The 16,464-nt window shown below is 67.5% G+C and carries 16 protein-coding genes; 4 read left to right on the forward strand and 12 right to left on the reverse strand.

The features are described from left to right. Position 1 precedes the first annotated feature (1 nt). From ACG01O_RS09335 to ACG01O_RS09350, 4 genes are all read right to left on the reverse strand, one after another. The gene (locus ACG01O_RS09335; RefSeq protein WP_394383790.1) at positions 2 to 346 is read right to left on the reverse strand and encodes a protein tyrosine phosphatase family protein; all 345 of its coding nucleotides are present in this window, start codon (positions 344 to 346) and stop codon (positions 2 to 4) included. A gap of 10 nt (positions 347 to 356) precedes the next feature. Continuing rightward, complete coding sequence (locus ACG01O_RS09340; protein WP_394383792.1) at positions 357 to 803, reverse strand: GatB/YqeY domain-containing protein; 447 nt, start codon at positions 801 to 803, stop codon at positions 357 to 359. Positions 804 to 901: 98 nt separating this feature from the next. Beyond that, the gene (gene rpsU, locus ACG01O_RS09345; protein ID WP_012346814.1) at positions 902 to 1,114 is read right to left on the reverse strand and encodes a 30S ribosomal protein S21; all 213 of its coding nucleotides are present in this window, start codon (positions 1,112 to 1,114) and stop codon (positions 902 to 904) included. A 156-nt stretch (positions 1,115 to 1,270) separates the two neighbouring features. Continuing rightward, positions 1,271 to 2,491: a BaiN/RdsA family NAD(P)/FAD-dependent oxidoreductase gene (locus tag ACG01O_RS09350; RefSeq protein WP_394383796.1), complete on the reverse strand. Its 1,221-nt coding sequence runs from the start codon at positions 2,489 to 2,491 to the stop codon at positions 1,271 to 1,273. 228 nt (positions 2,492 to 2,719) lie between these two features. Between ACG01O_RS09350 and ACG01O_RS09355 the strand changes: the two genes are divergently transcribed. The 3 genes from ACG01O_RS09355 to ACG01O_RS09365 all read left to right on the forward strand — a co-directional run bounded on the left by ACG01O_RS09355 (position 2,720) and on the right by ACG01O_RS09365 (position 8,700). Further along, the gene (locus tag ACG01O_RS09355; RefSeq protein WP_394383798.1) at positions 2,720 to 3,733 is read left to right on the forward strand and encodes a sensor domain-containing diguanylate cyclase; all 1,014 of its coding nucleotides are present in this window, start codon (positions 2,720 to 2,722) and stop codon (positions 3,731 to 3,733) included. 105 nt (positions 3,734 to 3,838) lie between these two features. Further along, the gene (gene dnaE / locus ACG01O_RS09360; protein WP_394383799.1) at positions 3,839 to 7,384 is read left to right on the forward strand and encodes a DNA polymerase III subunit alpha; all 3,546 of its coding nucleotides are present in this window, start codon (positions 3,839 to 3,841) and stop codon (positions 7,382 to 7,384) included. Between the two features lie 29 nt (positions 7,385 to 7,413). Beyond that, positions 7,414 to 8,700: a patatin-like phospholipase family protein gene (locus ACG01O_RS09365; RefSeq protein WP_394383800.1), complete on the forward strand. Its 1,287-nt coding sequence runs from the start codon at positions 7,414 to 7,416 to the stop codon at positions 8,698 to 8,700. Here the strand turns inward: ACG01O_RS09365 and ACG01O_RS09370 are convergent. Both ACG01O_RS09370 and ACG01O_RS09375 read right to left on the reverse strand, forming a co-directional pair. Next, on the reverse strand, positions 8,674 to 8,967 hold the full coding sequence (locus ACG01O_RS09370) for a ComEA family DNA-binding protein (protein WP_394383802.1): 294 nt from the start codon (positions 8,965 to 8,967) through the stop codon (positions 8,674 to 8,676). The genes ACG01O_RS09365 and ACG01O_RS09370 overlap by 27 nt on opposite strands. A gap of 12 nt (positions 8,968 to 8,979) precedes the next feature. Then, on the reverse strand, positions 8,980 to 10,728 hold the full coding sequence (locus ACG01O_RS09375; protein WP_394383804.1) for an ABC transporter ATP-binding protein: 1,749 nt from the start codon (positions 10,726 to 10,728) through the stop codon (positions 8,980 to 8,982). Between the two features lie 33 nt (positions 10,729 to 10,761). On the opposite strand from ACG01O_RS09375, the gene ACG01O_RS09380 reads away from it, so the two are divergent. Then, positions 10,762 to 11,901: a glycosyltransferase gene (locus ACG01O_RS09380; protein WP_394383806.1), complete on the forward strand. Its 1,140-nt coding sequence runs from the start codon at positions 10,762 to 10,764 to the stop codon at positions 11,899 to 11,901. On the opposite strand, the gene ACG01O_RS09385 is transcribed toward ACG01O_RS09380, so the two are convergent. The 6 genes from ACG01O_RS09385 to ACG01O_RS09410 form a co-directional block, all read right to left on the reverse strand. Then, positions 11,852 to 12,814: a glycosyltransferase family 2 protein gene (locus ACG01O_RS09385; RefSeq protein WP_394383808.1), complete on the reverse strand. Its 963-nt coding sequence runs from the start codon at positions 12,812 to 12,814 to the stop codon at positions 11,852 to 11,854. The genes ACG01O_RS09380 and ACG01O_RS09385 overlap by 50 nt on opposite strands. After that, positions 12,811 to 13,803: a glycosyltransferase family 32 protein gene (locus ACG01O_RS09390; protein ID WP_394383810.1), complete on the reverse strand. Its 993-nt coding sequence runs from the start codon at positions 13,801 to 13,803 to the stop codon at positions 12,811 to 12,813. The genes ACG01O_RS09385 and ACG01O_RS09390 overlap by 4 nt, the downstream gene beginning before the upstream one ends. Continuing rightward, positions 13,800 to 14,513: a glycosyltransferase gene (locus ACG01O_RS09395; protein WP_394383812.1), complete on the reverse strand. Its 714-nt coding sequence runs from the start codon at positions 14,511 to 14,513 to the stop codon at positions 13,800 to 13,802. The genes ACG01O_RS09390 and ACG01O_RS09395 overlap by 4 nt, the downstream gene beginning before the upstream one ends. A 102-nt stretch (positions 14,514 to 14,615) precedes the next feature. Beyond that, complete coding sequence (lapB, locus tag ACG01O_RS09400; protein WP_394383814.1) at positions 14,616 to 15,758, reverse strand: lipopolysaccharide assembly protein LapB; 1,143 nt, start codon at positions 15,756 to 15,758, stop codon at positions 14,616 to 14,618. Beyond that, positions 15,748 to 16,050 carry a LapA family protein gene (locus ACG01O_RS09405; RefSeq protein ID WP_394383816.1) on the reverse strand — a complete coding sequence of 101 codons (303 nt, stop codon included), beginning with the start codon at positions 16,048 to 16,050 and terminating at the stop codon, positions 15,748 to 15,750. Before ACG01O_RS09405 ends, lapB begins: the two co-directional genes overlap by 11 nt. Before the next feature lie 16 nt (positions 16,051 to 16,066). Beyond that, positions 16,067 to 16,366, reverse strand: a complete 300-nt coding sequence (locus ACG01O_RS09410) for an integration host factor subunit beta (RefSeq protein ID WP_056202110.1) — start codon at positions 16,364 to 16,366, stop codon at positions 16,067 to 16,069. Positions 16,367 to 16,464 lie beyond the last annotated feature (98 nt).

Below are 16,464 nucleotides of genomic sequence, written 5' to 3' on the forward strand. Positions count from 1 at the left end.
CTCAGCCCAGTTGCTGGGCTTGCAGGAACAGCCGCGTGGAGCGGGCGCCCGACCGGCAGAACGCCAGCATCGGGCGCGGCAGTTCCGCCAGCAGGTCCGCGAACGCGGCGATTTCCTCGGGCGACTGGTAGCCACCGGCCACGGGCAGATGGCGATACACCAAGCCTGCCGCGGTCGCGGCGGCTTCGATTTCGGCCGAGGTCGGTTGGCCCGGGCCGTGCTCGAAATCGGGGCGGTTGTTCACCACGCTCTTGAAGCCCAACGCTGCGGCTTCCGCCATGGCTTCGGGCGTGAGTTGCGGCGCGACGCAGACGTCGGGCGCCACGGCTTGCAGCGGCAGGCTCATGCGAGGCTCCTTACTTGGCCAGTGCGGCCTTCACGGCCGCGGACACGGTGCTCATCTCGGCCGTGTTGCCAAGGGCCGCCTTGGCCGCAGCCATGACCTTGCCCATGTCGCCCGGGCCGCTGGCGCCCAGTTCGGCCACGATGGCGGCCACCTTCTCGGCCACGGCTTCAGCCGACAGGCGCTCGGGCAGGTAGACCTGCAGCACGGCGAGTTCGGCGCTTTCCTTGGCGACGAGGTCGTCACGGCCGGCGGCGGCGAACTGGCTGATGGAGTCTTTGCGCTGCTTGATCAGTTTGTCGACGATGGCCACGAGGCCGGCGTCGTCCACCGTGATGCGCTCGTCCACTTCCTTCTGCTTCACGGCCGCCAGCAGGCCGCGGATGGTCAGCAGGCGGTCGCTTTCCTTGGCGCGCATGGCGGCCTTCATGTCTTCGGTGATGCGGTCTTTCAGGCTCATGGGAGGTCCGATTTCAAAAAACAAAAACCCGCGACAGCGTCCTGTGGCGGGTTTTGGAGTTCACCGGAACTGAGGGCTCCGGGTCGCGTCAGAGCCGATCAGTACAGCTTCTTGGGCAGCTGCATGCTGCGCACGCGCTTGTAGTGGCGCTTGACGGCGGCTGCCTTCTTGCGCTTGCGCTCAGCGGTGGGCTTCTCATAGAACTCGCGGGCGCGCAGTTCGGTCAGCAGGCCCAGCTTTTCGATGGTGCGCTTGAAGCGACGCAGAGCGACGTCGAACGGCTCGTTTTCCTTGACGCGGATGGTGGTCATGTAATTCCTTCAGATTGCGCTCGGTGTTCGCGGCTGAGGTTCAGCAGCAGGTTCCGGATTACTGCCTGGCCTTGAAAGGCTAGCGAATCGACGCGCGGGGTTTGCCAGCAAAGCCGAGGATTGTAGCCGGGAAATTGCTTGACTGCCAATATCTGTTCAAGCCAGCGCGGTCGTGGGCTTCAGCGCGTCGGCGCAGGCCGCACCGCTGGCCCAGGCCCACTGGAAGTTGTAGCCCCCCAGCCAGCCGGTCACGTCCACCACTTCGCCGATGAAATGCAGGCCTGGCACGCGGCGGCTTTCGAGCGTTTGGGAGCTCAAGTCCTGGGTGCTGACGCCGCCGCGCATCACCTCGGCCTTGCGCCAGCCTTCATCGCCGGTGGGGCGTTCGGTCCAGCCGTGCACCGCTTGGCCCAAGCGCTGCAAGTCGGCGTCGCGGCATTCCGCGAGCGGCTTGGTTGGGGGCAGATGCGTGCGCTCCAACCAGGCGGCGGCCAATCGCTGCGGCAGGTGTTGCGCCAGTTCGGTGCCCAGTTGCTTGCGTGACGCCGACTTGGCGTCGATCAAGGTTCGTGCGAGATCCGTGTCCGGCGCGAGATTGATTTGAAACTCGGGCGCGGCCGGGTCGAGGTAGCTGGAAATCTGAAGAATGGCCGGCCCGCTGAGTCCGCGGTGCGTGAACAGCAGGTCTTCCAGGAAACGCGTTCGGCGTTTCCCCGTGCCGCAGGACACCTCTACCGGCAGCGCCAACCCGGCCAAGGCTGTCAGTGGCGCCCAGGCCTCGGCGTCGAACGTGAGTGGCACCAGGGCGGGCCGGGGCGTGACGATGGCATGGCCCAGTTGCTGCGCCAGCCGCAGGCCCCAATCGCTTGCGCCGATCTTCGGGACCGGCAGCCCCCCGGTGGCGACCACCACTTGCGCGGCCTGCACGGTCCCGCGGCCGGTGTCCAGCTCGAAACCGCCACCAGCTTGGGGGCGCACCGCCGCAACGGTGCAGGGTTGCCAGCGCTCCACGCCGCCGGCGGCACATTCCTTCAGCAGCAGGTCGATGATTTGCTCGGCCGAGTCGTCACAAAACAATTGCCCTTTGTGCTTTTCATGGAACGCAATGCCGTAGCGCTGGACCAGTTTGATGAAGTCCTGCGGTGTGAATCGAGCCAGGGCGGAGCGGCAAAACGCCGGGTTCTCCGACAAGAAATTGCCGGGTCCGACCTCTCGGTTGGTGAAATTGCAGCGGCCGCCGCCAGAAATGCGAATCTTTTCGGCCACCTTGGGCGCGTGATCGATCAGCAGCACCCGCAGGCCACGCTGGCCTGCGCGCCCCGCGCAAAACAGCCCGGCGGCGCCAGCGCCCACGATGACGACGTCAAACTGCGGCATAAACCTCCCTTGATTCAGACGCCATTGTCGCGTTCGGTCGTTCTGAATCTCGTTAGCATTCCGTCCCAACAAGCTGTTGCGCCTCATTTCATGCCGAAAGGGAGGGGGCCCGGTTCGAGGGGGGAGGGGCGGGTTGCCCTGCGACACAACGCCCCACTACATTCCTTCTCAATCTGCGCCCACCGCCCATGGGCGTGACGGCGCCGCCCACAGAATCAAAGCGTTTTCATGGATTCCACCGCCACCCCTTCCGCGACCGAGCCCGCTGCTGGTGGTTTGGCGCATTGGCTGGCCTCGCACGCCGAGTTGGGCGGCGAGGCGCTGGCCGGTGTCGTGGCGCTGGTGGAGCGTCTGGGCAATCAGGTCGCCATCAAGGCGGCCGCCAGCGGGCGCTATGTGTTTGCCACGCCCGGCTTGGCGGAGCTGTTCGAGCAAGACGAAGTGACCGGCCGCACCGACGCCGAGCTGTTGCGCGCGGACGAGACCACGGCGCTGCGTCGGGTCGAGCAGACGGTGATGGCTCAACGCGGCCCGGTGGTCAGCGAGCACAAGCTGGACATCCACGGCCGGCGCCGGGAGTTCAGCGTCACGCGGCTGGCGCTGGGGGCGGATTTCTTGCTGTCGGTCTGGCACGAGCGCACGGAAGAGCGCCAGCGCGAAGCGCAGCTGCAACGGGCGTTGGCCCAGATCGAGCAGCAGCAAGCGGCGATGGAGCAGGTGCGCCGTGAGATGCAGCAGGGCAGCGGGCGCGACGAGGTGTCGGGCCTGTACCTGCGGGCGCAATTCGATGACCAGTTGCTGCGTGAAATTGACCTGTCGTCGCGCGAGCACCGCGAGTTCGCCCTGGTGGTGATCGCGCTGGACGCCTCTGAAGCCATGGAGCGCCTGGGCGACGCCGCCCAGCAGCGCTTGCTTGAAGGTGTGGGCCGCGTGCTGCGCGCCAACACCCGGGCGATGGACTCGGCCTGCCGTATCGGGCCGCAGCGCTTTGCGGTGCTGCTGTCCGGCGTGGGGCTGGCCACGGCCCATGCGCGCATGGAGCAGTTGCGCCGCCAGTGCGCGGCGCAAATCGTGGTGCTGAACGGGGAAGACCTCGGCTTGACCATCTCCATGGGCGTGTCCAGCTTCCCGCACACCGCATCGAAGCAAGACGACCTGATGTCCGCGAGCGAGGCCGCCGTGCTGGAAGCCCAGCGCCGCGGCGGTAATCAGGTGGTGCTGGCCTCCATCGCCTTCAGCTGACGGCGTACGCCAGGCGCCCTCGCGGCCGGGCGTGTGAACCGCCTGGGAGATCTCATCCCCGCTGCGTTTACCTTGGGGCACCGAGCCGCTTTCTACAATGGCTCGATGCCTGACACCGACGCCGTTTTGCCCTTTGTTCACCTGCGCATGCACACCGAGTTTTCGGTGGTGGATGGCACGCTCCGCACCGACGATGCGGCGGCCGCCGCGGCCAAGGACGGGCAGGTGGCGGCGGCCATCACCGACCTGGCCAACCTGTTCGGGGGCATCAAGTTTTATTCGGCCATGCGCAAGAAGGGTGTGCAGCCGATTCTGGGGGCGGACTGCTGGCTGGAAGCCGAGGCCACTGACAAACCGCCCACCCGGCTGCTGCTGCTGGTGCAGAACAAGCAAGGCTACCTGAACCTCAGCGAATTGCTGTCGCGCGCGTGGATCGACAACGTGCAGCGCAACCAGGCCTGCTTGAAGCTGGAGTGGCTGCAAGAGTTGGGCGAGGGGCTGATCTGCCTGTCGGGGGCTCAGCACGGCGGGCTGGGCCAAGCGCTGTTGCAGGGCGACACAGTGCGCGCCCGTGAGTGGGCGGAGCGGCTGTCGCGCCTGTTCCCGCAGCGCTTCTACATCGAGCTGCAGCGGGCCGGCCTGCCGGGCCAGGAAGCGCTGGTGCAGGCCAGTGTGCCGCTGGCGGCCGAACTGGGCCTGCCGGTGGTGGCCACGCACCCGATCCAGTTCCTGGGCGAAGAAGACTTCGAGGCCCACGAGGCGCGCGTGTGCGTGGCCGAGGGCGAGACGCTGGCCAACCCCAAGCGCATCAAGCGCTTCCTGCCGAGCCAGTACTTCAAGACGCAGGCCGAGATGCGGGCGTTGTTCAAGGACATCCCGAGCGCGATCGAGAACACGAGTGAAATCGCCCGGCGTTGCTCGCTGACCCTGGTGCTGGGCAAGCCGCAGTTGCCCAACTTCCCCACGCCGCTGCTGGAAGACGGCACGCCCATGCCGATGGAGCAGTACTTCCGGGAGCTGAGCCACGACGGCCTGAAGGACCGGCTGATCCACCTCTTCCCCAACGAGGAAGAGCGCGAACGCGAGCGGCCGCGCTACGTCGAGCGCCTGGACTTCGAGCTCAACACCATCATCAAGATGGGCTTCCCGGGCTACTTCCTGATCGTGTCGGACTTCATCCGCTGGGCCAAGGAAAACGGCTGCCCGGTGGGCCCCGGCCGGGGCTCGGGTGCCGGCTCGCTGGTGGCCTATGCGCTGCTCATCACCGACCTGGACCCGCTGCGCTACAACCTGCTGTTCGAGCGCTTCCTGAACCCTGAGCGCGTCTCGATGCCTGACTTCGACATCGACTTCTGCCAGGGCAACCGGGACCGCGTCATCGAGTACGTGAAGGACAAATACGGGCGCCCGGCCGTGAGCCAGATTGCCACCTTCGGCACCATGGCGGCCAAGGGGGCGCTGCGCGACATCGGCCGCGTGCTGGGCATGGGCTTCGGCCATGTGGACTCCATCGCCAAGCTGGTGCCGGCGCCGCCGGGCAAGACGGTCACGCTGGCCGAGTTGCCGCCGAACTTCGACCCCGAGAAGGCCAAGATGGTCTACGCCCGCCACGAGTCTCCGGAGATCGGCGAGCGTGAGAAGGCCGACGAGGAAGTGGCCGGCTTGCTGAAGATGGCCGCCCGCGTGGAGGGCACGGTGCGCTCCATCGGCATGCACGCCGGTGGCGTGTTGATCGCGCCGGGCAAGATCACCGACTTCTGCCCGCAGTACCAGCAGCCCGGCTCCACCAGCGCCGTCAGCCAGTACGACAAGGACGACGTGGAGGCCATCGGCCTGGTGAAGTTCGACTTCCTGGGTCTGGCCACGCTCACCATCTTGGAGTTGGCCAAGCATTTCATCGTGAGCCGCCACGAGGACCGCAAGGACTTCGACTGGGCCACCGTGGCGCTGGACGACCGCAAGACCTTCAAGCTCTTCGGCGACGGCCTGTCCGAGAGCGTGTTCCAGTTTGAATCGCCCGGCATGCAGCGTCTGCTGAAAGACGCCAAGCCCTCGCGCTTCGAGGACTTGATCGCGCTGGTGTCGCTGTACCGCCCGGGCCCGATGGATCTGATCCCGTCGTTCGTGGCCCGCAAGCACGGCAAGGAAGTCATCGAGTACCCGCACCCCTTGCTCGGGCAGGTGCTGGAAGAGACCTACGGCGTCTTCGTGTACCAAGAGCAGGTGATGCAGGCGGCCCAGGTGCTGGGCGGCTACAGCCTGGGTGGCGCGGACATGCTGCGCCGCGCCATGGGCAAGAAGAAGGCCGAAGAGATGGCCATGCACCGCGAGATCTTCCGCAAGGGCGCGGCCGAGAAGGGCATCGACCAGGCCAAGGCCGACGAAGTGTTCGACCTGATGGAGAAGTTCGCAGGCTACGGCTTCAACAAGTCGCACGCCGCCGCGTATGCGCTGCTGAGTTACCACACCGCGTGGCTCAAGGCGCACTACACGGCCGAGTTCTACGCGGCGAACATGACCATCGAAATGGACGACACCGACAAGCTCAAGGTGTTGCTCAACGACGCCAAGATCTTCGGCATCGAATTCCAGCCGCCCTGCGTGAACAAGGGGCAGTACCGCTTCGAACCCTTGTCCAACCGCCTGGTGAACTACGGCCTGGGCGCCATCAAGGGCACGGGGCGTGGCGCCATCGAGGCCATCATCGCGGCGCGCGAGGCGGGCGGGCCCTTCCTGAGCTTCTACGACTTCTGCCTGCGGGTGGACCGCAAGTCGGTCAACAAGCGCGTGGTGGAAGCGCTCATCAAGGCGGGCGCGTTCGACAGCCTCAACCCTGAGCGTTCCAAGCTGCTGGCCAGCGTGGCGCGCGGCTACACCCACGCGGAAACCACCGAAGCCAATGCCGACCAAGGCGGACTGTTCGACTTCGGCGACTCTCACGCCTCCAGCACGGCCGAGCCCGACCTGGTGCACGCCGAGCCGTGGAGCATCAAGGAGCGGCTGTCGCAGGAGAAAACCGCGATCGGCTACTACCTGTCGGGTCACCTGTTCGACCAGAGTGGGGCCGAGGTGCGGCGCATCGTGAAGCGCCAGATCGCTGACCTGGTGGATAGCCGGGAGCCCACCATGGTGGCTGGCATCGTCAGCGGCATGCGCATCATCAACGGCCAACGGGGCCGCGTGGGCATCTTCAAGCTGGACGACAAGAGCGATGCGATCGAGGCAGTGGCCAACGAGGAACTGCTCAACGCCAACAAGGAGTTGCTGGTCGAAGACGAGCTCATCATTGCCCAGGGCAAGGTGCAGAACGACCGTTTCTCCGGTGGCTTGCGCATGAACGTGCAGGCCGTGTGGAGCCTCGCTGCGGCGCGGGCGCGTTTCGGGCGCCACGTGTTGCTGACCGATGCCGGCTCGGCCGGCTTGATCGACGAACTGGTGCAACGCTTCCCGCCCCGCGTGGTGGAAACCGAAGAAGGCAACACCCGCAAGCTCGGCCTGCCGGTGCGGGTGGCGCTGCGTGTGGAGCCCACAGCCCAAAGCGTGGGCGCGCGCTGGCTGGTGGAGTTGGGCGAAGCCAGCCGGTTCTGGCCGGCCGACGATGCGCTCACCCGTTTGGGGGCCTCGGCTGAGGTGATCTACGAAGCCGGTTGAAGCCGGGGATCGGCGATGATTTCAGCCCCATGCTGCACGCCGTTCCCAAGCCCGTAGCCACCGGCGGTCGCACCCAGCCGGTGACCGGGTTGATCCTCACCGGGGGCGGTGCCCGTGCGGCCTACCAGGTGGGCGTGCTGGCGGCCATTGCGCAACTGCGCCGCGATGCCGGCGTGCAAGGTAACCCGTTCCCGGTCATCAGCGGCACCTCGGCCGGGGCCATCAATGCGTCGGCCCTGGCCTGCCATGCGGACGACTTCGACGGCGCGGTCGATGGCCTGCTGCACCTCTGGCAGGGGCTGCATGTGGACCACATCTACCGGGCCGACGCCTTCGAGGCCGTCAAGAGTGGCGCACGCTGGCTGTCCATGCTCAGCCTGGGGTGGGCGCTCGCGCGCTGGACGCGCAGCCGCCCCCGCAGCCTGCTGGACAACGACCCGCTGCGCAGCCTGCTGTCGCGCTACCTGAACATGGAGCGCATCGACGCCATGCTCAGCGACGGCCACTTGCGGGCCCTGGCCCTGACGGGCTCCAGCTACACCTCGGGCCAGCACGTCACGTTCTTCCAGACGCACCACCACGTCGTGCCCTGGCTGCGCGAGCAGCGCATGGCCGTGCAGGCGCGGCTGACCTTGAGCCACCTGATGGCGTCGTCGGCCATTCCGTTCATCTTCCCCGCGGAACTGCTGGACCTGGAGGGCATGACCGAATGGTTCGGCGACGGCTCCATGCGCCAGAGCGCACCGATCTCGCCGGCGGTGCACTTGGGCTCGGAGCGGGTGCTGGTGATTGGTGCAGGCCGGATGAAGGAACCCGAGGGGCGGCGCACGGGGGCGACCGATGTGCACCCCAGCATGGCGCAGATTGCGGGCCATGCCCTGTCCAACATCTTCCTGGATGCGCTGGCCGTGGATGTGGAGCGACTGCGCCGCATCAACCGCACGCTGGCCCTGTTGCCGCCCGAGGCGCGAGCCTCCACCGCGTTGCGCCCCATCGACCTGTTGGTCATCGCGCCCAGTCGGCGGCTGGACGACCTGGCCAGTGAACACCAGTCCAGCTTGCCGCAGTCGGTGCGCGCCATGTTGCGTGCGTTTGGCGTGAGCGGGCAAGGCAAGGCCATGAGCGGCTCGGCCCTGGTGAGCTACCTGCTGTTCGAGCCCAGCTTCATTGGCGAATTGATCCACCTGGGCATGAGCGACACGCTGGCCAAGCGCGCCGAAGTGCAGCGCTTTTTCGGCTGGCCGGCGCGGGCGCCGCAGATGGACCCGGCGCTGCTGCGCCGCAGCCGCTCAGCCGGTTTCGCGGCCGGCTGCTGAGGGGTAGGGCAGGCCGCCCACCCGCAAGCCGGCGGCGGACAACTTCCGTGCGGCCGCGGCCTTGATGCCGGGCACCCGCTGCATCAGGTCTGCCCAATCGGCGAACGGGCGCGCTGCCATCAGCTTGTGCGCCAAGGCCGGGCCCACCCCGGGCACCGACTCCAGCGCAGCCCGCGACGCGCGGTTCACCTCGACCTCATCCGGCTGCGCCCCTGCAGGGCAGGCCATGGCCGCCAGCAGCGCCATGGGCAGCAGGCGGCGCTTCACGGCGGCTGCCCCTCAGACCTCGCCCGCCTGGGCCCGCACCATGCCGGCATAGGCCCCGTCACGCGCCATCAACTCGGCGTGGGTGCCGCTCTCCAGCACGCGGCCGCTGCCCAGCACGTGGATGGCGTCGGCGTCGCGGATGGTGGACAGCCGGTGGGCGATAACGATCAGCGTCTTGTGGCCTGTCCAGGCGCTCAAGGCCTGCTGCACGGCGCGCTCGCTCTCGGTGTCCAGCGCCGACGTGGCCTCGTCAAAGATCCAGATGGGGGCTTCCTTGTACAGCGCGCGGGCAATCGCCAGGCGTTGGCGCTGGCCGCCGGACAGCTTGCTGCCGTTGGCGCCCACGGCGGTGTTCACGCCATCGGGCAAGGTCTGCACGAAGTCCCACAGGTGGGCGGCTCGTAAGGCGGCTTCCAGCCGCGCTTCGTCACGGGGCTGGGCATAGGCGATGTTGTGGGCCACCGAGTCGTCGAACAGCACGATGTCTTGCGACACCACCGCGAACTGGCGGCGCAGTGACAGGCGGCTGAGTTCCTCCATGTTGCGGCCGTCCAGCAACACCGCCCCGCTGTCTGGCCGGCCGAAGCCGAGCAGCAGGTGCACGATGGAACTCTTGCCCGCGCCGGAGGCGCCCACCAGCGCGGTGGTCTTGCCCGCGGGGAAGTGCAGGTTCAGGCCGTCCAGCGCGGGTTGGCTGGCGCCGGGGTAGGTCAGCCGCACGTCTTGCATCACCAGGTCGCCCTGGGCCGGTTGGGGCAGTTCATGCGGGCCGCCGTCGGACTCCTTGGTCTCGTCCATCAGCTCGAAGCAGCCCTTGGCAATCACGGTGGCGCGGGTCAGCGGCGCGGCCAGGTCGGAGAGGTGGCGCAGGCGCGAGGTGAGCAGCATGAGCGCTGCGATGAACTCGGCAAACGCCTGAACCCCCGTGCCTTCGCCCCGTGCCTGCCAGAGTGCGATGCAGATGATGAACGACAGGCCCACGCTGGCCACCAGCTGCGACAGCGGCTGCGACAAGGCACCCGCGGTCACGGTCTTCATGGTGTTGCGGCGCACGTCATCGGACACCGCCTGGAAGCGATCGCGCTCGTGGCGTTCGGCGCCAAACTGCCGCACCACCCGCCAAGCGCGGGCCAGGTCGTCCACCTTGTTCACCAGCAGCAGCTGCGCGTCGTAGGAGCGTGACGCCATCAAGCGCACGCGCTGGTTGACCTTCTTCATCACCACGGCCATCAGTGGCGTGACGACCAATGCCAGCAGGGTGAGCTTCCAGTTCAACACAAAGAGGTACACCAGGATGGCCGCGGCGGGCAGCCCGTCGCGCAGCACGCTCATGCCCACATCGCCCACCAGCTGCAAGATCTGCTGCGGGTCGTTCACCACTTTGCTGACGGCCGTGCCGGGCTGAACGCGGGTGTAGACCTGTGCGTCCAGGCGCAGCAAAGCGTTGACGAGCGCGGTGCGGAAGTCCATCACGCTGCGCGTGAGCGTCCAGTTGAAGAGGTACTGCCCGGCGAAGCTGAACAGACCGCGGAAGACGTACAGCCCGATGAGTGTGACCGGCACCATCCAGAGCGGGAAGGCATCTTTCTGGAAGCCCTCGCCGAAGGCGTAGCCAATCAGCTTGGGCAGCATGGGCTCGGTGGCAGCCGCCCCGATGTAGGCAACGATGGTGAGCACGGCGCCCCAGCGGTGGGGGTAGACGAAGCGGCCCAGGCGGCGCATGACCGTTGGAGTGGCGGAGGCGTTGGTGTCAGGCGACATGGGGCCGGATTGTCCCTCCTACACTGCCGCCCCATGCCGAGCCCGCTGCCGCCTGTTGACCGTATCAAGGTCGTCCATTTCGTCACCGGCGGGTTCTCGGGGGCTACCCAGGTGGCGGTGGACCTCTGCCTTTCGGCGCTGCAGGGCGAGCGGTTCTGGCCCATCCTGATCCTGCGGCGCAAAGCCCACACGCCGATGGACCGCGTGCAAGCTTTGCGTGCCGCCGGCCTGGAGGTGCACGTGGTGGACAGCCATTGGTTTCGAGGGCAGACCGTGCGGCAGTTGGCGGCCTTGTTGAAGCAGCTTCAGCCCGCAGCCCTCTTGGCGCACGGGTATCCGGAACACCTGATCGGCCGAGAGGCTGGCGTGAGTGCTGGCGTGCCGGTGCTGATGCAGGTGGAGCACAACTCCCGCGAGCGCTACACCCCCTGGACCCGGCGCTGGAGCCTCCGCCTGGCGCAGCACAGTGCCGCGCTGGTGGGGGTGAGTGAGGGGGTGCGGGGTGTGTTGCTGGCGCAAGGGCTGCCCGCCGACAAGACACATGCCATTCCCAACGGGGTGGACCTGACCCGATTTGCCGATGCGCTGCCGGACGGTGTGCGCGAAGCGGGTGTGGTGATGTCAGCCCGCTTCGCGCGGCAGAAAGACCAGGCGTGCCTGGTGGCCGCGTTGGCGGTGCTGGCCGAGCAGCACGGCTTGCGGCCGAAGGTGTACCTGGCTGGCACGGGGCCGCGGCTGAAGCAAATTCAGGCGCAAGTGGTGCGCTTGGGCTTGCAGGGGCAGGTGACGTTTCTGGGGCACCACGCTGACATGCCGGGGCTGCTCAAGTCTCAGTGCATCTACGTGCTGGCCACCCATTTCGAAGGCATGCCCCTGGCGTTGGTGGAGGCGATGGCGTCGGGCTGCGCCTGCATTGCGTCGGATGTGGTGGGCGTGCGCGGGGTGCTGGAAGACGGCGTGACGGGGTTGTTGGTGCCGGAGGGGCAGCCCGAGGCCTTGGCGGAGGCGTTGCGGGTGCTGCTGTGCGACCCCACGCAGGCGGCGCGCTTGGGCGCGGCGGCCCGCGCTCGTGCGCTGCAGGCGCATGGCCTGCCCTTGATGCGGGAGCGCTACGAGGCGCTGATCAGCCGTTTTGCCACCACTGAAGCGCCCGCAGCCATCGCCCGCGCTTGAGGTAGGCCCGCAGCAGTTCGGCGCGGCCCAGCGGCGAGCTGCGGTTGAAGCGCTCGGCATCCAGGGCCAGACCGTCCAGTGCTGCTCCGCCCAACTGCAGCCGGCGTCGGCGGGCGCGCAGCAGCGTCCGGGCGCAGAAGTGCGCGATTTCGAAGCGCGTGCTGTCTTGGAGGTCGGGCAACTCAGCGGCCAATCCATCCAGGGCCCAGGTCCAGTCGTCGAGTCGCCGCTCGTCCAGTTGGCTGAGCAGGCTGCCACCGCGTTGGCGGTAGGCGATCCAGACCTGGGCCGTGTGCACGTGGCGTGGCGTGTGCAGCAGCAGGCGCGGGTACACGGCCATGTCCTCAAACACGCGGCCTTCGGGAAAGCGCAGCGTGGTCGGCCAGCAGTCGCGCCGGACGATCTTGCTCCACGGGTGGAATTGGCCGTGGACGAAGAAGCCGCGCAGGCGCTGGTCGATGTCTTGCATCAGCACGCCCTGGGGCCCTTCAAAACTCGCGATATGGCGGTGGCGCGGCTTGATGGAGGCGGTGCTGGGGCCGTCGTCAAAGACGCGGAAATCCGCGCTGATGAGATCGGGGGCGTGGGCCTGGATCAAGGTCCGGAGTTCTGCCAGGGCACCGGGTTCGACGAGGTCGTCCGGGTCGATGAACCAGAGATAGTCGCCGCGCGCTTCCTCCAGCAGACGGTTGCGCGCCGCACTGACGCCGCGGTTGCAGTCTTGGCGAATCACGCGCGCCTTGGGCAGCAGGCGCTGCACGCACGCCGCCGAGCCGTCGGGTGAGGCGTCGTCCACGAACACGAGTTCTACGCCGGCGTCCAACTGGGGGTGCAGGGACGCAATGCAGGCCGGAAGCCAGGCCTCCACGCCGTACACCGGGAACAGCAGGCTAAGCCAGGGTGTGGCGTTCACGGGCGGCGGCCGATGAGGTGCCGCAAGGCACTGAAGGGTGACACCCAGCCCCGCAGCCAGTTGCGCTCGGTGAGGGCACGGTCGCCACCGCGCAGCTTCAGCACGGCCGGCAGCAGCCGGGGGCAGGGGGTCAGCGCCAAACGCACGAAGTGGTGGCGCTTGCGCCACCCCACCGCGGCCAGCCATGCAAACGGTCCGTCCTCCGCGCGCAGCAAGGCGAGCCGGGCGAGGTCGGGCTGCACGTCCAAGAGGTCGCTTGCCGCAACATGCATGAGGAGGTAGCGCTGGAAGTCGTCGGTGAGGGCCTGGGTCACGGCGGCATGGCGTCCTTGCGCACGCAGGCGTGCCAGTACGGCCTCGGCGCCGTCGTCGAGCGCGCGGTCCAAGGCCTGGGCCCAGGCGGTGACGAAGCGGCCGCCCGCGGCCGAGGCCATCAGCCAGTTTTCGATGATGGGGAGGTCCGGCCGGGTGGAATAACGATCGATGTAGAAGCCCACGTAGTCCGCGCCGCTGCGCTGCTGCGTGCTGTGGAGCCAGGCCAGATCCCGGCTGATCAGCATGGACGCGTCCATCCAGATGCCGCCATGGCGGGCCAGGAGTTGGACACGCGCCCAATCAGCTTGTCGGTAGGCCGGCAGGGTGTCGAAGTCCGCTCGAAGCTCGGGCAGCCAGCGCTGCAGGCTGGTTCGGTCCAGCAGTCGCACCTCGTGATCAGGCGCAAATTGCCGCCAGTTGGCCAGGCAAGCCTGGATGAACGGTGGGACCGGCGCGGCCTGCCAGTAGGTCCAGATCACGCGAGGAATGGGCGTGTCGCTGCGGGGCGCTTGGGCGCCGACCACCACCAGCCGCGTCTGGGCCGGCACGCGAGCCCGAAGCACGGTGATCAGTTCCCACACGAAAAGCAGGCTGAGGATGGTCAGCACCGCCCATGCGGCCCAGGCCATCACACTGGTCCAGCTGACCCAAGCCGTGACCGGCGTGGCGTTCATTCGCGCCAGTGGTCCGCAATCCACGCCGCGGGCCGGGCGTGTCGCCAATTGCCGTTGCTGCGTCCGGCCAGGGCATCCGGCGGGTTCATCACGCCGTGGAAGATCAGGATGCGTGCGCCGTCCGGGATGAACGGGTCACGCCAGTAGCTGGTGGGCCAGGCCGGGATGCAGTGGTACTTGTAGCTCGCGCACCAGGCATCGTTCCAGTACTGGAGCTTGCCCTGGCGGTGCAGCACGGCCGACAGGAAGGCCTGTTCGTTGCGGAACTCGGCCTTGGCCTTGGCCTGGTCGGCCACGAATTCGGTCAGCACATTGAGGTGTGCACCCAATTCCCAGCGGTACACCGAGGAGTTGCCCGTCACGCGCCAGGGGCGCTTCCAGTCGTGAATGATCAGGAACTCGCCGGGCACCTCAAAGAACGGCGTGATGTCGTCGACGATGACCACATCAAGGTCCAGAAACAGCGCGGTGCCGCGCAGGCCGTACTCGTTGACCAGCACGGGGCTGAAGGTGGTGAGCTTCTTCCAGCCGCGCTCGGGCTCGCCGTTGGGCAGCGTCATCTCGGGGATGGGGAAGCAGGCCACCTCAGGGTGGATGCCTTCGGTGCGGTCCGTGAGGCAGACGAAGCGGAAGTCGCCGCGCAGGTGGCGGCGCACCATGGCGTACAGGCGGTTGACGTACTCGGGGCCGTACTTGGTGCCCCACTTCATGCAGACGATGTGGCGCATCACAGCGACCGCCCGGCCGTCCGAAGGACGCGGTGCGCCCCCTTGGGGGGCAGTGCTCGAAGAGCGCGAGGGGGGATCATGGCTTCAAAGCTCTTCCACGTGACGGGGAGGGTAGGTGTCCCAATTGAGGCAACCGGGGCATTGCCAGAAGTAGTGCGCGGCTTCGAAGCCGCAGGCCGCACAGCGGTAACGCTGCAAGGGCTTGGTGGCCTTTTCCAGGGCCTGGACCATGGGTCCGGCTTCGTCCGCCGGCAGTGCCGCGGCGTTGAGTTTGAGCAGGTCGGTGGCAGCCGACAGGGCCGGTTGCTCGCGCAGGTGCGCCGCAAGCCGCTCGCGTTGGGGTTCGGGTTGCAAGGTGGCCAGGGCGCGCAGCAAGTGCATGCTGGGGGCGCGCTGGTACTGCTCCAGCAGCAGGTCGATGGCCCGTTGCGGCTGGCCCAAGGACTTGGCCGCGGCAGCGCAATCGGCCGCGACGAGGTTGAAAGCCGCAGGATTGGCCGCCAGCAGCTGCGTGAAAGCCGCCAGTGCCGCTTCAGGTTGGCCGGCCTTGAGCAGCAGTTGTCCCTGGAGCACGTAGGCGCGGGCGCTTTCCGGCGCGCGGCGCTGGGCTTGGTCCAGCAACGCCGGCACCAGGTCGCCATGGCCTTGCGACTGGGCCACCAGCGCTTGTTCGCACAGGTAATGCGCGATGCAGCCTGAGAAAGAGCCGGTGCCAGCCGACTCCAGCTCGGCGGCCACCTCGGCGGCCTTGGCCCAGTCGCGCGAGCGTTCGTACAGCGACAGCAGGGCCAGGCGCGCCTCGCGCTCGAAGGCGGTGCCGCGCAGCTCGGCGTACGCAGCCTCGGCGCGGTCAAAGAGGCCGGCCTTGAAGAAGTCTTGCGCGAGCTCGTGCTGGGCACGGTCGCGGTCGGCCTTGGGCAGGTCGCCCCGGCGCAGCAGGTGCTCGTGCACGCGCACGGCACGCTCGGTTTCCCCGCGCCGGCGGAACAGGCTGCCGAGCGCGAAGTGCAGCTCTGAGGTGTCGGGGTCGTTCTGGACGGCTTCGATGAAGGCGTCGATGGCCTTGTCCTGCTGCTCGTTCAGCAGCAGGTTCAGCCCTTTGAAATACGCCTTGGGCGATTCACGCTGCTCGAGCTTCCATTGCTTGGAATCGAGCTTGGAGGCCAGCCAGCCGAGAACAAAGACGACGGGCAGGACGAAGAGCAGCCAGCGTGGATCAAACTCCATCTTGATGGGCGGCGTAAGGCGTGGAAGGGGTGTCGGAGGCCGTGTTGGCCGTTGTCGGGGCCTGAGCTTCGACGCGTTGCACCACACGGCGGTGGCGCCACCAGGCGGGCACCATGGCCAACACGCCGAAGGCGGCGCCGAAGCCAAAGGCGACGAGCACGATGATGACCTGCGGTGCGCGCCACTCGTGGCCGAAGAACCAGCGAATCGTGGCTTCGTCCTTGTTGTTCAGCGCGAACGCGAACAAGGTGAAAAACAGCAGGGCCCGCAGGAGCCAGACAAGGGTGCGCATGGCCGGGACCTCGGGGTCAGGCGTCGGTCACCGGGAGGTGCTTGTCCACCGCTTCGCGCAGGGCCTTGCCGGGCTTGAAGTGGGGGGCGAGCTTTTCCGGAATCATGACCTGTTCGCCACTGCGCGGATTGCGGCCGACGCGGGGCGGGCGGCGGCTGATGGAGAAGCTGCCGAAGCCGCGAATCTCGATCCGGTGGCCGCGGGCCAGCGCATCGCTCATGGCGTCGAGGATGGTCTTGACCGCGAACTCGGTGTCGCGCTGGGTCAGTTGGCCAAATCGTTCGGCGAGCACGGCGACGAGGTCGGAGCGGGTCATGGCAGAGATTTGCAGGAATCAGAATTGAAACAGGCTCGCTGGCGAGGCCGGCGAGCCTGTGGGAAGCATACCCGGCCTGCACGCAGGCCGGGTGGTCA

It is taken from the genome of Pelomonas baiyunensis, from assembly GCF_043555935.1.
Taxonomy (GTDB): Bacteria; Pseudomonadota; Gammaproteobacteria; order Burkholderiales; family Burkholderiaceae_C; genus Pelomonas; species Pelomonas baiyunensis.

Excerpts from the sequence above, each read along its gene's own strand:
- ACG01O_RS09350 (WP_394383796.1), bottom strand. The coding sequence starts at position 2,491 with ATGCCGCAGTTTGACGTCGTCATCGTGGGCGCTGGCGCCGCCGGGCTG.
- lapB (WP_394383814.1), bottom strand. The coding sequence starts at position 15,758 with ATGGAGTTTGATCCACGCTGGCTGCTCTTCGTCCTGCCCGTCGTCTTT.
- ACG01O_RS09410 (WP_056202110.1), bottom strand. The coding sequence starts at position 16,366 with ATGACCCGCTCCGACCTCGTCGCCGTGCTCGCCGAACGATTTGGCCAA.
- ACG01O_RS09380 (WP_394383806.1), top strand. The coding sequence starts at position 10,762 with ATGCCGAGCCCGCTGCCGCCTGTTGACCGTATCAAGGTCGTCCATTTC.
- ACG01O_RS09390 (WP_394383810.1), bottom strand. The coding sequence starts at position 13,803 with ATGAACGCCACGCCGGTCACGGCTTGGGTCAGCTGGACCAGTGTGATG.
- ACG01O_RS09335 (WP_394383790.1), bottom strand. The coding sequence starts at position 346 with ATGAGCCTGCCGCTGCAAGCCGTGGCGCCCGACGTCTGCGTCGCGCCG.
- ACG01O_RS09405 (WP_394383816.1), bottom strand. The coding sequence starts at position 16,050 with ATGCGCACCCTTGTCTGGCTCCTGCGGGCCCTGCTGTTTTTCACCTTG.
- ACG01O_RS09375 (WP_394383804.1), bottom strand. The coding sequence starts at position 10,728 with ATGTCGCCTGACACCAACGCCTCCGCCACTCCAACGGTCATGCGCCGC.
- ACG01O_RS09355 (WP_394383798.1), top strand. The coding sequence starts at position 2,720 with ATGGATTCCACCGCCACCCCTTCCGCGACCGAGCCCGCTGCTGGTGGT.
- rpsU (WP_012346814.1), bottom strand. The coding sequence starts at position 1,114 with ATGACCACCATCCGCGTCAAGGAAAACGAGCCGTTCGACGTCGCTCTG.
- ACG01O_RS09365 (WP_394383800.1), top strand. The coding sequence starts at position 7,414 with ATGCTGCACGCCGTTCCCAAGCCCGTAGCCACCGGCGGTCGCACCCAG.
- ACG01O_RS09340 (WP_394383792.1), bottom strand. The coding sequence starts at position 803 with ATGAGCCTGAAAGACCGCATCACCGAAGACATGAAGGCCGCCATGCGC.
- ACG01O_RS09395 (WP_394383812.1), bottom strand. The coding sequence starts at position 14,513 with ATGAAGTGGGGCACCAAGTACGGCCCCGAGTACGTCAACCGCCTGTAC.
- dnaE (WP_394383799.1), top strand. The coding sequence starts at position 3,839 with ATGCCTGACACCGACGCCGTTTTGCCCTTTGTTCACCTGCGCATGCAC.